We start from the raw sequence: 14,042 nt of genomic DNA on the forward strand, positions 1-14,042 counted from the left end.
GTTCTCAAGGAACGGACGCTTCCTTCGTACTCACCCTCTCGGGCTTTCCTCCGGGCGCTTCCCTTCGGTGTTTCCGACTCTATCAGATCTTTTTCCGATCCGATTTCCTCGGCGCTTTCCAGGTTTCCGCTTTCGCGTTTCCCTTTCCGGCGGTTCCGACTCTATCAGATCTTTTTCGACCTGACTCCCAGTCGGCGGGATTTGTCTTCGCGACCGTTGGGCCGTTCCGACGGGGTGAGACTTTAGCGGATTCCCTGCTCCCGTGCGAATCGGGGGCTGCGACCTTTCGGGCGCGGATTCCTCATTCCATGAATACGCACGCCGATGACACGACAACAGACAGACTGCACAACTGTCGTCGGTAAAGGGTGGCACTTAGGAAAGGTTGTCCGGGGACCGACCGGAGTCGGCTCTCACGTCAGGCAACTCGGAGAACACTACGTATCGCTGCGAGGTGTGTCAACTCACGGGCGGACGGCCCTCCGGAGTCCTATCCTGGGGTCATGACTACGCGTACGTGCACCCATCTGTGGTGGGCCGCCTGACGGCGGCCGTACTCACGTATGCATCCAACGGCCGCCGCCTCGGCGGCCGTTCTCGTATCTCCCTCCAGGACTCCGGGGGCCGGCCGACCGGGGACGGCGGCCTCGACCAGGAGGTGGAGTGTGGAGAGGACTCGGGTCTTCAGCGGGGTCAAGCCGACCGGACACCTGACGCTGGGGAACTACCTGGGCGCCATGCGGCGGTGGGCCGAGGTGGACCAGCACCGGTCGGAGGCGTTGTTCTGCGTCGTCGACCTCCATGCGCTGACCGTGGACCATGACCCGGCGCGGGTGCGCAGACTCAGCCGGCAGGCTGCGACGCTGCTGCTGGCGGCGGGGCTCGATCCGGAGCTGTGCACCCTGTTCGTGCAGAGCCATGTGGACGAACACGCCCGGCTGTCGTACCTGCTGGAGTGCGTGGCCACGGACGGCGAGATGCGGCGGATGATCCAGTACAAGGAGAAGGCCGCGCGCGAGCAACAGCGGGGCGGGAGCGTGCGGCTGTCGCTGCTGACGTATCCGGTGCTGATGGCGGCGGACATCCTGGCGTACGGAACGGACGAGGTGCCGGTCGGTGACGACCAGACGCAGCACGTGGAGCTGACCCGTGATCTGGCGGTGCGGTTCAACCAGCGGTACGGGCACACGTTCGTGGTGCCGAAGGCGACGCCTCCGAAGGTGGCGGCGCGGGTGATGAACCTCCTGGACCCGTCGTCGAAGATGGGGAAGTCGGACGACTCCGGGCCGGGCATCGTCTATCTGCTCGACCAGCCGGAGGTCGTGGAGAAGAAGGTCATGCGGGCGGTGACCGACAGCGGGCGGAACGTCGTCTACGACCCGCAGGAGCGGCCCGGGGTGGCGAATCTGCTGGAGATCCTGGCCGCTTGTCAGGGTGGGAACCCGGAGGCCCTGGGCGGTGTATATGAGTCGTACGGCGCCTTGAAGAAGGACACCGCGGAGGCCGTGGTCGAGCTCCTCAGGCCGGTACAGGCAAGGCACAGGGAGCTGTGCGCGGATCCCGCGTATGTGGAAGGGGTGTTGCGCAGGGGCGCGGAGAAGGCCAGGGAGATGGCGCGGCCGAGAGTGGACGCGGCGTACCGGGCGATCGGGTTGCTGCCTGCCTGAGTGAGCGGCGGCGGGGCGGGCGGCCTGCGTCGGCCGCCCGGTGCCGGGGTCAGTTGTTGCCGGAGGCCAGCTCGCGGCTGCGGTCGCGGGCGGCTTCCAGCGCGGCGATGAGCGCGGCGCGCACGCCGTGGTTCTCCAGTTCGCGGATGGCGTTGATCGTCGTGCCGGCCGGCGAGGTGACGTTCTCGCGGAGTTTCACGGGGTGTTCCCCGCTGTCGCGGAGCATCACCGCGGCGCCGATCGCGGACTGGACGATCAGGTCGTGGGCCTTGTCCCGGGGCAGGCCGAGGAGGATGCCGGCGTCGGTCATGGCCTCGACCAGGTAGAAGAAGTAGGCCGGTCCCGAGCCGGAGAGGGCGGTGCAGGCGTCCTGCTGGGACTCGGGGACGCGGAGCGTCTTGCCCACGGCGCCGAAGATCTCCTCGGCGTGGGCGAGGTGTTCTGCGGAGGCGTGGGTGCCGGCGGAGATGACCGACATGGCCTCGTCGACGAGGGCGGGGGTGTTCGTCATGACGCGGACGACCGGGGTGCCGGAGGCCAGGCGCTCCTCGAAGAAGGAGGTGGGGATGCCCGCGGCGCCGCTGATGACCAGGCGGTCGGCGGGGACGTGCGGGGCGAGTTCGTCGAGGAGGGTGCCCATGTCCTGGGGCTTGACGGTGAGGATGAGGGTGTCGGCGGTCTTCGCTGCTTCCGCGTTGGTGACCGGGGTGACTCCATGGCGGGCGCGGAGTTCTTCGGCCCGTTCCGGGCGGCGGGCGGTGACCAGCAGGTCGGCGGGTGTCCAGCCGGCTCGGATCATTCCGCTGAGCAGGGCTTCGCCGATCTTTCCGGTGCCGAGAACTGCGACTTTCTGGCTCATGGGATTCATCCTCCCACCGGTGGTCCGGGGTATGGGTGGACTGTCCGGCTGGCGGGACACCCTCCGGTCCTGTGGGGCTACGCGGTTCGCCGCCTGAGGGTGGCCGCTCCCAGGCCGAGGACGAGCAGGGCGCAGCCCGCCACGATCAGTGCGTCGCGTACGAATGTCGTCGTCACGTCGGTGTGGCGCAGCACCTCGTTCATGGCGTCGACCGCGTAGGACATCGGGAGGACGTCGGAGATGGCCTCCAGGGCGGGGTGCATGTCGGACCGGGGGGTGAACAGGCCGCAGAGGAGGAGCTGGGGGAAGATCACCGCCGGCATGAACTGGACCGCCTGGAACTCGGAGGCGGCGAAGGCGGAGACGAAGAGGCCGAGGGCGGTGCCGAGCAGGGCGTCGAGGAGGGCGACCAGCAGGAGCAGCCAGGGCGAGCCGGTGACGTCCAGGCCGAGGAACCAGACCGCCAGTCCCGTGGCCAGCGCGGACTGGATGATCGCGAGGGCGCCGAAGGCGAGCGCGTAGCCGGCGATGAGGTCGCCCTTGCCGAGCGGCATGGCGAGGAGTCGTTCGAGGGTGCCGGAGGTGCGTTCGCGCAGGGTGGCGATCGAGGTCACCAGGAACATGGTGATCAACGGGAAGATGCCGAGGAGCGAGGCGCCGATGTTGTCGAAGGTGCGCGGGCTGCCGTCGAAGACGTAGCGCAGCAGGAGCAGCATCACGCAGGGGACCAGCAGCATCAGTGCGATGGTGCGCGGGTCGTGGCGGAGCTGGCGCAGAACCCGGGCCGCGGTGGCGGTGGTGCGGGCGGCGCTCAGGGCACGGGGCGCGTGGGGTGCGGTGGTCGTGCTCATCGTGCTGTCTCCTTGGTGCGGCCTGCTGCGGCCGCCTCGTCGACCAGGTGCAGGAAGGCCGCCTCGACGGTCTCGGCGCCGGTTCGGGCCCGGAGTGCTTCGGGGGTGTCGTCGGCGAGGAGCTGCCCCTCGCGCATGAGGAGGAGGTGGTGGCAGCGCTCGGCCTCGTCCATGACGTGGGAGGAGACGAGGAGGGTGGCGTCTCGGGTGGCGGCGATGTCGTGGAAGAGGTTCCACAGGTCGCGGCGCAGCACGGGGTCGAGGCCGACGGTCGGTTCGTCGAGGACCAGCAGTTCGGGGGTGCCGAGGAGGGCGACCGCGAGGGAGACGCGGCTGCGCTGGCCGCCGGAGAGGTTGCCGGCGAGGGCGTCGGCGTGGCCGGTGAGGTCGACGTCGGCGATGGCCCGGCTGACGTTGTCCCGGCGGCGTTCGGCTGCCGCGCGGCCGGGGTCGAGGATCGCGGCGAAGTATTCGAGGTTCTGGCGGACGGTCAGGTCGTCGTAGACGGAGGGGGCTTGGGTGACGTAGCCGATGCGATTGCGGAGGGTGGCGTGGCCGGCGGGCAGGCCGAGGATCTCCAGGGTGCCGCCGACCTTGGCCTGGGTGCCGGCTATGGCGCGCATGAGGGTGGACTTGCCGCAGCCGGAGGGGCCGAGGAGGCCGGTGATACGGCCGCGCGGGACGGTGAAGTCGAGGCCCCGCACGACGGTGCGGGGGCCCCGGACGACGGTGAGGGCTTCGGCTCGGACGGCATCCGTTTCTGGGCGGGGTGGTGGCCCCGAAGGAATATTCATCATGCGATGATTAATGCGCGCGGGAGGGAGCGCCGTCAAGTGGGGTGAGGGGATGAGCCGCGTCGAGATGTGGTGGCGACGAGGAGAAGCACGTCGTAGGTCTCCTCCACGTGGCCGTCCGGGAAGACCTCCAGCAGGTGGTCCCGTTCCTCGGTGAGGAAGGCGTCCCTGTGTTCCTCGGCGCAGACCCAGGAGGCGTGATTGGCTGCCGAGGTTGGCGAGGTGGGTGTCGAGCGGGACCCGGCGGCTCCAGCGGACCTCGCGACGGGTGAAGCAGAGTCGTTCGGGGTGCGTCCGGCCCGCGCGGACGGCGGCCGCCTCTCGCTCGGCGTAGGGGTCGACGCGGAAGAGGCGGCGGATGCGGGCGTTCTGCCGGGCGATCCACTCGAAGCCGGGCGGCGTCCCTGTTCCACCACAGCGCCAGGGCACCGCCCGGACGCAGGACACGCAGGGCCTCCTGGACAGCCCGGGAGGGGTGGGTCCAGTGCCAGGACTGGGCGTAGGTGAGGCGGTCGGCGCTGGACGTAGGTGAGGCGGTCGGCGCTGGAGTCGGCGAGGGGGAGGGCGTTGCCGTCGCCGCGCACGATCAGGATGCCGGGGCGGGTGAGCCGGAAGTGGGCCGCCATGCCGTCGCCGGGCTCGACGGCCAGCACGTCGGCACCGCGTTCGTGCAGCAGGGCGGTCGAGCCCGGCGCCGATGTCGACGACTCGGGCGGCCGGCGAGGGACCGGCCGGTGAGTTCCTCCAGCGCGTCGAAGAGGGCGGGCGGGTAGGAGGGCCGGTTCGCCGCGTACTGGGCCGCGGCGGCGCTGAAGGAATGGGCTTGGCCTGCGTGGGCGGGCGGCGGGGATGCGGTCGTACGGCCGTCGTGCGACCGCACGAGCAATCCGTGGCAGGGGATTCCGGCGGCGTGGACCGGTTCGCGGACTGCGCAGCCCCCGCTCAGGAGCGGCGGCGCTTCTTGGATGGGTTGCCCGAGCGGCGGGTGGCCCGGCGTTCGTACTGTTCGCGGGCCTGCTGGTACTCCTGGCGGTGCAGCTTCTCGCCTGGGGCCTCGACGAGCGAGCGGAAGAAGTAGGCGAGGAGGGAACCGGTGAATCCGATGGCGAGCAGGCCGCGCAGGGAGGCCTGGCGGTCGGGGTCGGGGCGCTTGCCGAAGCCGTCCCAGGTGTGACGGAAGGCGAGCGCGCTGCACACCGCGAACATCACCACGACCAGGAGTTCCACGAAGGCGCCGGAGCCGGCGATCTGGAGTCCCTGGTAGGCGAAGCGGAGCACGAAGCAGGAGACGGCGGCCGCGGCGAGCGAGCCGGCGGCGACGCCGATACGGCGGGCGGTGTAGCCGTTGTCGTGGTTCACCCAGGTGGTGCCGAAGAAGCGCAGGGGCTCGGGGCGGGGCCCTGCGGAGCCCGCGGTGGTGCCCGGGGTGCCGTTGTCGTCGCTCACGGGTCGATTATGGCTCCGGGGTGCCCGCGGGCTCCGTCGGGGATCAGCCGCAGCGGCCGGTCACGTAGCCGTCGCTGCCCGTCTTCACATAGGTGTCCGAGACGTACTGGCCGCTTCCGATGTTGTCCCAGATGTTCGATGTGCCGTAGTAGCCCGACACCGTCGTACCCGGCGTCTGGCAGTAGATCGGCACCTGGGCGCCCTCGCTCAGCGTGCGGACGATGCTGTAGCCGGTGCCGGGGCCGCTGCGGACGTTGAGCTGGACGCCCGGCGCGACCGGGTAGTACTGCACGGCCGCCGCTGTCGCGACGGTCTCCGCGGTGTCGCCGCCGGACTCCTCGACTCGCTCCCCGACACGCTCTGCGGCACGGTCGACAGACATGAGAAACCTCCCCCGTCACACCCCATGACTGCCATGGGGCCCCGTTGATTCCCCGAGAACGCTTCGCGAAACACAGGTACGCGATTCGCACGTGAAGACCCGCAAGCCGCCTCGGTCCCGTTCGGGTCATCGACTAGGCTCCGTGCGTCGCACGCGCGAACGAACAGCACGGGGGGTGGTCCATGACGCCACAGCGCAATACCGGTGCGGGCGCGGAAGCGGAACTTCCGGAGTACGCCGGTCACTACCGCCTCGAGTCGTGTCTCGGCTCCGGCGGCATGGGCGTGGTGCATCTGGCCCGCAGCACCTCGGGGCTGAGGCTCGCGGTGAAGGTCGTACACGCCCAGTACGCCTGGGACCCCGAGTTCAGGGGGCGGTTCCGGCAGGAGGTGGCGGCGGCCCGGAGGGTCAGCGGCGCCTTCACCGCGCCCGTCGTCGACGCCGACCCGGAGGCCGAACGGCCCTGGATGGCCACCCTGTTCATTCCCGGCCCCACGCTTTCGGACCAGGTGAAGCGGAACGGGCCGTTGCCTCCCGCCCAGTTGCGGCGGCTGATGGCGGGGCTTGCCGAGGCGCTGCGCGACATCCACCGGGTGGGTGTCGTCCACCGCGATCTCAAGCCGAGCAACGTGCTGCTCGCCGAGGACGGGCCGAAGGTCATCGACTTCGGCATCTCCCGCCCGAAGGACAGCGAACTGCGCACCGAGACCGGCAAGTTGATCGGTACTCCGCCCTTCATGGCGCCCGAGCAGTTCCGCCGGCCGCGGGAGGTCGGGCCGGCGGCGGACATTTTCGCGCTCGGCTCCGTGCTGGTGCACGCGGCGACCGGGCGGGGGCCGTTCGACTCCGACAGCCCGTACATCGTCGCCTACCAGGTCGTGCACGACGAGCCCGACCTGACCGGCGTACCGGAGGACCTGGCGCCGCTGGTGCTGCGCTGTCTGGCCAAGGAGCCCGAGGACCGGCCCACCCCGGACGAGCTGATGCGGGAACTGCGCTCGGCGGCCGCCTCGTACGACACCCAGGCGTTCATACCGGAGCGGCTGACGTCTGGGACCGGTGTGTTCTCCGGAACCGGTGGACCGGACGCGGGTACCGGTGGGGCGGACGCGGCCGGTGACCACGGCGGTGACGCGTCCCCGGCCGAGCCCCAGGGGGAACCGAGGGGCCGTACGACACGGCGGTCCGGGCGGCTGACGGGGATCCTGACCGGGCGGCGCCCGCGCTCGCGGCGGCTCGCCGTGGCCGCCGGGGCCCTCGGACTGGTCGTCGGCGGCGGACTCGCCACGGTCCAGTTGCTCGACGCCGGGATGTCGCCGCACAGCTCGGCGCCGGAGAGCACTCTGCCCGGAGCCGCTTCGGCCGCGTTCTCCGAGTGGGTGGCCAAGCCCGTGTCCGGCGAGGGCGCCCCCCAGTGCTCGTACGGGGCCGGAAAGCTGTTCTGCGCGCGGCCGGGACTGGTCTACGCCCTCGATCCGGCGGACGGAAGCCTGCTCTGGCGGCACTCCGTACCCAAGATGCTCACCGGGGTGCCGCCGGTCGTCGCGGGTGGTCTGGTGCAGCCGATGACGGACCACGGCCGGCGTCTGGAGGCGCTGGACCCCGACTCGGGCAGGCCGCGCTGGCAGTCGGACGTTCCGGCGTACAGCGGAGTGCGCTGCGTCGGCGGCATGGTGCTGCTCACCGGCACCGACGGGCTGGTGCGCGCGGTCGACGCCGCGTCGGGCGAGACCAGGTGGAGCCGGCCGGTGCCCGGTCTTCCGCTGCCGCACTTCTCCGTGTTCGCCGCGGATCCGCTGGCGTACGCGGTGAGCGCGTCGGCCGACGGGGCGAACACTCGGGTCGTCGCGGTGGACCCGGCCACGGGCGATGTGCGCTGGGAGGCGCGGCTGCGCGGAACGCTGACGCCCGTGGGCAGCCGCGACGGCTCCCTCGTCCTGCTCTCCGCCGAGCCGGCCTTCGGCCGGGTGGACGCCGTGGTCCGCTACACGCCGCAGTCCAGGGCGTCGGTCCGGGTCACGCTGCCCGTTCCCCGCGACACGGTGCAGGCGGGCGTGCACGGCGACGTGGTGCACCTGCTGGGCGGCGGTGGCTCGCTGGACGCGGTCGACCTGGCGGCGCGGAAGGTGCGGTGGCGGCTGGAGACGGCCGTGAGCCGGGGTTCGGCGCCGATCGCCGACGCCGGCCACGTGTACTTCCTCGCCGGGGACGGGCGTCTGCTGGCGGTCGGGGCCCGCAGCGGGCGGATCGTCGGCCAGACCCGGCCGCGGCTCGGCGCGCACACGGACCGGGTCGCGGCGGAGCTGCCCGTGCCCGTGATCGTCAAGGGCCGCGTCTACGCGGGCGCCCCCGACGGCACCGTCTTCGCCGTGGACGGCCACGACCCGGCGTCCTGGTGACCTGCGGCCACGCTCCGGCCTCCTGGTGACCTGCTGAAGGGGCCGCCTCCGAAGAGACGGCCCCGCGGGTCCGCACGGATCAGGCCGCGTCAGCCGTCATCCGTCACGTCAGCCCAGGTTCGACACGTCCCGCACGGCGCCCTTGTCGGCGCTGGTGGCCATCGCGGCGTAGGCCCGCAGCGCCGCCGACACCTTCCGGTCGCGGTCCTTCGGGACGTACGCGCCGTTCAGGGTCTGCTCACGGCGGGACAGCTCCGCGTCGTCGACGAGCAGTTCGATGGAGCGGTTCGGGATGTCGATACGGATGCGGTCGCCGTCCTCGACGAGCGCGATCGTGCCGCCGGAGGCCGCCTCGGGCGAGGCGTGGCCGATGGACAGGCCCGAGGTGCCGCCGGAGAAGCGGCCATCCGTGATCAGCGCGCAGCTCTTGCCCAGGCCGCGGCCCTTCAGGTACGAGGTCGGGTACAGCATCTCCTGCATGCCGGGGCCGCCCTTGGGGCCCTCGTAGCGGATGACGACGACGTCGCCCTCCTTGACCTGCTGGGTGAGGATCTTCTGGACGGCCTCCTCCTGCGACTCGCAGACGACCGCCGGGCCCTCGAAGGTCCAGATCGACTCGTCGACGCCCGCGGTCTTCACCACGCAGCCGTCCACGGCCAGGTTGCCCTTCAGCACCGCCAGGCCGCCGTCCTTGGAGTAGGCGTGCTCGACGGAGCGGATACAGCCGTCGGCGGCGTCGGTGTCCAGGGCCTCCCAGCGCTCGGACTGGGAGAACGCCTCCGCCGAGCGCACGCAGCCGGGGGCCGCGTGCCACAGCTCGACCGCCTCCGGGGACGGGGAACCGCCGCGCACGTCCCAGGTCTTGAGCCAGTCCGCCAGGGAGGGGCTGTGCACCGCGTGCACGTCCTCGTTCAGCAGACCCGCGCGGTGCAGTTCGCCGAGCAGGGCGGGGATGCCCCCGGCGCGGTGCACGTCCTCCATGTAGTACGTGCGGTTCCTGGTGACGTTCGGCGCCACCTTCGCCAGGCACGGCACCCTGCGGGAGACGGCGTCGATCTGCTCCAGGCCGAAGTCGACACCGGCCTCCTGGGCCGCCGCCAGCAGGTGCAGGATCGTGTTGGTGGATCCGCCCATCGCGATGTCCAGGGCCATCGCGTTCTCGAAGGCCGCGAAGGTGGCGATGGAGCGGGGCAGGACCGTCTCGTCGTCCTGCTCGTAGTGGCGGCGGGCGAGGTCCATCACCGTGCGGGCCGCGTCCTCGTACAGGGCGCGGCGGGCGGTGTGGGTGGCGAGGACGGAGCCGTTGCCCGGCAGGGACAGGCCGATCGCCTCGGTCAGGCAGTTCATCGAGTTGGCGGTGAACATGCCGGAGCAGGAGCCGCAGGTCGGACAGGCGTTCTCCTCGATGCGGAGGATGTCCTCGTCGGAGACCTTGTCGTTGGCGGCGTCCGCGATCGCGTCGATCAGGTCGAGCGTGCGGACGGTGCCGTCGACCAGCGTGGCGCGGCCGGCCTCCATGGGGCCGCCGGAGACGAAGACCGTGGGGATGTTCAGGCGCAGGGCCGCCATCAGCATGCCCGGGGTGATCTTGTCGCAGTTGGAGATGCAGATCAGGGCGTCGGCGCAGTGCGCCTCGACCATGTACTCGACGCTGTCCGCGATCAGGTCGCGCGAGGGCAGCGAGTACAGCATGCCGCCGTGGCCCATCGCGATGCCGTCGTCGACGGCGATGGTGTTGAACTCGCGCGGGATGCCGCCCGCCTCCCGGACCGCGTCGCTGACGATCCGGCCGACCGGCTGGAGGTGGGTGTGACCGGGCACGAACTCCGTGAAGCTGTTGGCGACCGCGATGATCGGCTTCCGGCCGATGTCCGCACCTGGTACACCGGAGGCGCGCATAAGGGCGCGGGCGCCCGCCATGTTGCGGCCGTGGGTGACTGTGCGGGACCTCAGCTCGGGCATCGTCGCTCGCTCCTTCGGGAAGTTCTGCCGGGCAGCAGGGAGTCCCGGCAGAGTTCTGGCTCAGTCGAGCCTACGCCGGTCATCCAGGGGTCGGGACGCGCTGTCCGAAATGCGGGACGCGTGTCTCGAGGCGACGGGACGCGTCCTTCGGGTCGACGGATCTCCTGCCTCGGTCGACGGGACGCGTGTCTCGGGGGGACGCGTTCATCCGGGCGGACGCGGGAAGGCCGTCCGGGCGTCACGTCCCCGTGAGATGCCGCTGCACCACGGGTGCCACCCGCGCGATGATCTGCTCCACGTCCGCCGTCGCCAGCGGCTCCACCTTGATCACGTACCGCAGGATCGCGCACCCCACCAGCTGCGCGGCGGCGAGCTCGGCGCGCAGCTCCGCGTCGGGCAGGTCGAACCGGTCGGCGATGCGCCGCAGCAGCTGCGAGACGATCAGCCGGCGGAAGACGGCGGCCGCGGTGTCGTTGCTCAGCGCGGAGCGGACGATCGCCAGCAGGGGCGTACGGGTGGCCGGTCGCTCCCAGATACCGAAGAAGAACCGGGCGAAACGCTCTCCGACGCCGTCGAGCGGGCCGTCGACGAGCGCCTCCGGCGCGTTCAGCGCGGGCGCGAGGACGACCTCGATCGCCGCCTCGAACACCTGCTCCTTGGTGCCGAAGTAGTGGTGGACCAGGGCCGAGTCGACTCCGGCGGCCTTGGCGATGCCGCGTACCGAGGTCTTCTCGTAGCCGCGTTCGGAGAACTCCTCGCGGGCCACGGTCAGGATGCGGTCGCGGGTGTCGGCGGCCTCCTCGCGGCGGGGGCGGCCACGGCGGCGGGCGGTGGCGCCGGTCATCGCCTCGGCACCTTCACCGCCGAGGCCAGGTGCAGCCGGGTGAAGGCCAGGGCCTCGGCGAGGTCGGCCTCACGCTCGGCGCTGGACATGGCCCGGCGGGTGTTGACCTCGATGACGACATGGCCGTCGAAACCACTGATGGCGAGACGTTCCAGCAGTTCGGCGCAGGGCTGTGAGCCACGGCCGGGCACCAGGTGCTCGTCCTTCGCCGAGCCCCTGCCGTCGGCGAGGTGCACATGGCCGAGCCGGTCGCCCATGCGGTCGACCATCTGGAGCGCGTCGGTGCGGGCCGTCGCCGCATGGCTGAGATCGATCGTGAAGTGGCGGTAGTCGTCCTTCGTGACGTCCCAGCCGGGGGCGTACGCGAGCATCTCGCGGTCGCGGTAGCGCCAGGGGTACATGTTCTCCACCGCGAAGCGCACGTCCGTCTCGTTCGCCATCCGCCAGACACCGGCGACGAAGTCGCGGGCGTACTGGCGCTGCCAGCGGAAGGGCGGGTGGACCACGACCGTGCTCGCGCCGAGCTTCTCCGCGGCCGCCCTGGCGCGCTGGAGCTTGGTCCAGGGGTCGGTGGACCACACCCGCTGGGTGATCAGCAGACAGGGGGCGTGCACGGCGAGGATCGGGATCCGGTGGTAGTCGCTGAGTCTGCGCAGCGCCTCGATGTCCTGGCTGACCGGGTCGGTCCACACCATGACCTCGACGCCGTCGTATCCGAGCCGTGCGGCGATCTCGAAGGCCGTCGCCGTCGACTCCGGGTAGACGGAGGCCGTCGAAAGAGCGACCTTCGCATCCGGAATGCGTACGGGTTCGGGTTCCACCACGAGGGACAGGTTACGGGGTGCGACGGGTGAGGGCGGGGCCTGCGGCCACCCTTGTGGCCTTCGTCATCCCATGTGGTCGAGACGCCGCAGGATCACACCCTCCCTGAGGGCCCACGGGCATATCTCCAGGCGTTCCACACCGAAGAGGTCCATGGCGCCCTCGGCGACCAGGGCGCCCGCCAGGAGCTGTCCGGCTCGGCCGTCGGAGACGCCGGGGAGTTCGGAGCGCTCGTCGGTCGTCATGCCGGACAGCCGCGGCACCCACGCCTCCAGGGACTCCCGCTTCAGTTCGCGCTGGACGTAGAGCCCCTCGGTGGAGCGGGGGGCGCCGGCCAGCCGTGCGAGCTGCTTGAAGGTCTTCGAGGTGGCGACGACATGGTCGGGGGCGCCGAAGCGGCTGAACTCGCCGACCGTCCGCGCGATCTCGGCCCGCACATGGCGGCGCAGCGCCTTGACGTCCTCCGTGGTGGGCGGGTCACCGGGCAGCCAGGCGGCGGTGAGCCGGCCCGCGCCGAGCGGCAGCGACACGGCCGCGTCGGGTTCCTCGTCGATGCCGTAGGCGATCTCCAGTGAGCCGCCGCCGATGTCCAGGACCAGCAGCTTCCCGGCCGACCAGCCGAACCAGCGGCGGGCGGCGAGGAAGGTGAGGCGGGCCTCCTCCGCACCGCTGAGCACCTGGAGCCCGACCCCGGTCTCCTCCTGCACGCGCGCGAGGACGTCGTCGGCGTTGTCCGCCTCGCGTACGGCGGAGGTGGCGAACGGCAGCAGGTCCTCGACGCCCTTGTCCTCGGCGGCCTGGAGCGCGTCGCGGATCACGGCGACGAGTCTGTCGACGCCGTCGGAGCCGATCGCGCCGCTTGAGTCGAGGAGCTGCGCGAGCCGCAGTTCGACCTTGTGGGAGTGCGCGGGCAGCGGGCGCGCGCCGGGGTGCGCGTCGACCACCAGCAGATGCACCGTGTTCGAGCCCACGTCGAGGACACCGAGTCTCATGTACGGAACGCTACTGCCACCCGGCACGTCGTCCGCCCCCGGCGCCCTGTGCCAGGCACTGCTCGGGACGGTCCCGGCGCGGACGCCGGGCGACTTACCCTGGACGGGTGCCAAAGACGAAAAAGGCGAAGACCGATAAATCGGCGAACCCGGCGAAAGCAGTGAAGCCGAAGAAGCGGGGCGCGGAATCCGACGAGAAGGGACTCGACTTCGCGCGCGCGTGGGTGGAGTTCCCGGATCCGGCGGACGACGAGCAGGTCTTCCGCTGTGATCTGACCTGGCTGACCTCTCGTTGGACCTGCATCTTCGGAAGCGGTTGCCAGGGCATCCAGGCGGGCCGCGCGGACGACGGGTGCTGCACCCTGGGCGCCCACTTCTCCGACGAGGACGACGAGAAGCGGGTCGCCGAGCACGTGGCGAGGCTCACACCGGACATCTGGCAGAACCACGCCGAGGGCATGGAGAACGGCTGGGTGTCCGAGGACGACGAGGGCTCCCGGCAGACGCGTCCCTTCCAGGGCTCGTGCATCTTCCAGAACCGGCCCGGCTTCCCCGGCGGCATGGGCTGCTCGCTGCACATCCTGGCCCTGCGAGAGGGCCGCGAGCCGCTGGAGACGAAGCCGGACGTGTGCTGGCAGCTGCCGATCCGGCGGACCTTCGAGTGGATCGACCGGCCCGACGACACACGCGTGTTGCAGGTGTCGATCGGGGAGTACGACCGCAGGGGCTGGGGCCCGGGCGGCCACGACCTGCACTGGTGGTGCACCTCGGCGACGTCGGCGCACGGCGCGGGCGAGCCGGTGTACGTCTCCTACCGGGCCGAGCTGACCGAGCTGATGGGCAAGGCCGGTTACGACCGCCTGGTCGAGCTGTGCGAGGAGCGCCTGGCCTCCGGGCTGCCGCTGCCGGCACCGCATCCGGCGGATCCGTCCGTCTGACGGGCCGTCGGCCGCCGCGGGCATGCCGGTGCCGACATCGACCGTACGGGTGCCCGTCGGCTCCGGGCGCGGCAGCTCGCCGGAAG

The 14,042-nt window shown here is 71.2% G+C and carries 12 protein-coding genes and 1 pseudogene; 3 read left to right on the plus strand and 10 right to left on the minus strand.

Going from position 1 to position 14,042, the window contains the following annotated elements:
• Positions 1-665: 665 nt before the first annotated feature.
• Complete coding sequence (gene trpS / locus ACFY4A_RS37190) at positions 666-1,667, plus strand: tryptophan--tRNA ligase (protein ID WP_390833736.1); 1,002 nt, start codon at positions 666-668, stop codon at positions 1,665-1,667.
• 49 nt (positions 1,668-1,716) lie between these two features.
• On the opposite strand, the gene proC is transcribed toward trpS, so the two are convergent.
• From proC to ACFY4A_RS37220, 6 genes and pseudogenes are all read right to left on the minus strand, one after another.
• Complete coding sequence (gene proC / locus ACFY4A_RS37195) at positions 1,717-2,526, minus strand: pyrroline-5-carboxylate reductase (protein ID WP_390833737.1); 810 nt, start codon at positions 2,524-2,526, stop codon at positions 1,717-1,719.
• Positions 2,527-2,603: 77 nt separating this feature from the next.
• Complete coding sequence (locus ACFY4A_RS37200; RefSeq protein ID WP_390833738.1) at positions 2,604-3,377, minus strand: ABC transporter permease; 774 nt, start codon at positions 3,375-3,377, stop codon at positions 2,604-2,606.
• Positions 3,374-4,174, minus strand: coding sequence for an ABC transporter ATP-binding protein (locus ACFY4A_RS37205; RefSeq protein WP_390833739.1), 801 nt, complete (start codon positions 4,172-4,174; stop codon positions 3,374-3,376). Before ACFY4A_RS37205 ends, ACFY4A_RS37200 begins: the two co-directional genes overlap by 4 nt.
• A gap of 32 nt (positions 4,175-4,206) precedes the next feature.
• A pseudogene (locus ACFY4A_RS37210) lies at positions 4,207-5,051 on the minus strand (class I SAM-dependent methyltransferase).
• A 62-nt stretch (positions 5,052-5,113) separates the two neighbouring features.
• Positions 5,114-5,617: an EamA/RhaT family transporter gene (locus ACFY4A_RS37215; RefSeq protein WP_390833740.1), complete on the minus strand. Its 504-nt coding sequence runs from the start codon at positions 5,615-5,617 to the stop codon at positions 5,114-5,116.
• A 43-nt stretch (positions 5,618-5,660) separates the two neighbouring features.
• Positions 5,661-5,999 carry an SH3 domain-containing protein gene (locus tag ACFY4A_RS37220; protein ID WP_390833741.1) on the minus strand — a complete coding sequence of 113 codons (339 nt, stop codon included), beginning with the start codon at positions 5,997-5,999 and terminating at the stop codon, positions 5,661-5,663.
• 182 nt (positions 6,000-6,181) lie between these two features.
• On the opposite strand from ACFY4A_RS37220, the gene ACFY4A_RS37225 reads away from it, so the two are divergent.
• Entirely contained in the window at positions 6,182-8,398 is a 2,217-nt protein-coding gene (locus ACFY4A_RS37225) for a serine/threonine-protein kinase (protein WP_390833742.1), read from the plus strand.
• 108 nt (positions 8,399-8,506) lie between these two features.
• Here the strand turns inward: ACFY4A_RS37225 and ilvD are convergent, their stop codons facing one another.
• The 4 genes from ilvD to ACFY4A_RS37245 all read right to left on the minus strand — a co-directional run bounded on the left by ilvD (position 8,507) and on the right by ACFY4A_RS37245 (position 13,018).
• Positions 8,507-10,360: a dihydroxy-acid dehydratase gene (gene ilvD, locus ACFY4A_RS37230; RefSeq protein ID WP_390833743.1), complete on the minus strand. Its 1,854-nt coding sequence runs from the start codon at positions 10,358-10,360 to the stop codon at positions 8,507-8,509.
• Between the two features lie 238 nt (positions 10,361-10,598).
• The gene (locus ACFY4A_RS37235; protein ID WP_390833744.1) at positions 10,599-11,204 is read right to left on the minus strand and encodes a TetR family transcriptional regulator; all 606 of its coding nucleotides are present in this window, start codon (positions 11,202-11,204) and stop codon (positions 10,599-10,601) included.
• On the minus strand, positions 11,201-12,028 hold the full coding sequence (locus ACFY4A_RS37240; protein WP_390833745.1) for a sugar phosphate isomerase/epimerase family protein: 828 nt from the start codon (positions 12,026-12,028) through the stop codon (positions 11,201-11,203). The genes ACFY4A_RS37235 and ACFY4A_RS37240 overlap by 4 nt, the downstream gene beginning before the upstream one ends.
• A gap of 63 nt (positions 12,029-12,091) precedes the next feature.
• Complete coding sequence (locus ACFY4A_RS37245) at positions 12,092-13,018, minus strand: Ppx/GppA family phosphatase (protein ID WP_390833746.1); 927 nt, start codon at positions 13,016-13,018, stop codon at positions 12,092-12,094.
• Between the two features lie 107 nt (positions 13,019-13,125).
• Between ACFY4A_RS37245 and ACFY4A_RS37250 the strand changes: the two genes are divergently transcribed.
• Positions 13,126-13,956 (plus strand): hypothetical protein, encoded by an 831-nt coding sequence (locus tag ACFY4A_RS37250; RefSeq protein WP_390833747.1) that lies wholly within the window; start codon positions 13,126-13,128, stop codon positions 13,954-13,956.
• Positions 13,957-14,042: the final 86 nt, after the last annotated feature.

The organism is Streptomyces sp. NPDC001292, from assembly GCF_042896465.1.
Classification (GTDB): Bacteria; Actinomycetota; Actinomycetes; order Streptomycetales; family Streptomycetaceae; genus Streptomyces.

Excerpts from the sequence above, each read along its gene's own strand:
- ACFY4A_RS37200 (WP_390833738.1), bottom strand. The coding sequence starts at position 3,377 with ATGAGCACGACCACCGCACCCCACGCGCCCCGTGCCCTGAGCGCCGCC.
- ACFY4A_RS37225 (WP_390833742.1), top strand. The coding sequence starts at position 6,182 with ATGACGCCACAGCGCAATACCGGTGCGGGCGCGGAAGCGGAACTTCCG.
- ACFY4A_RS37245 (WP_390833746.1), bottom strand. The coding sequence starts at position 13,018 with ATGAGACTCGGTGTCCTCGACGTGGGCTCGAACACGGTGCATCTGCTG.
- ACFY4A_RS37235 (WP_390833744.1), bottom strand. The coding sequence starts at position 11,204 with ATGACCGGCGCCACCGCCCGCCGCCGTGGCCGCCCCCGCCGCGAGGAG.
- proC (WP_390833737.1), bottom strand. The coding sequence starts at position 2,526 with ATGAGCCAGAAAGTCGCAGTTCTCGGCACCGGAAAGATCGGCGAAGCC.
- ACFY4A_RS37205 (WP_390833739.1), bottom strand. The coding sequence starts at position 4,174 with ATGATGAATATTCCTTCGGGGCCACCACCCCGCCCAGAAACGGATGCC.
- ACFY4A_RS37220 (WP_390833741.1), bottom strand. The coding sequence starts at position 5,999 with ATGTCTGTCGACCGTGCCGCAGAGCGTGTCGGGGAGCGAGTCGAGGAG.
- ilvD (WP_390833743.1), bottom strand. The coding sequence starts at position 10,360 with ATGCCCGAGCTGAGGTCCCGCACAGTCACCCACGGCCGCAACATGGCG.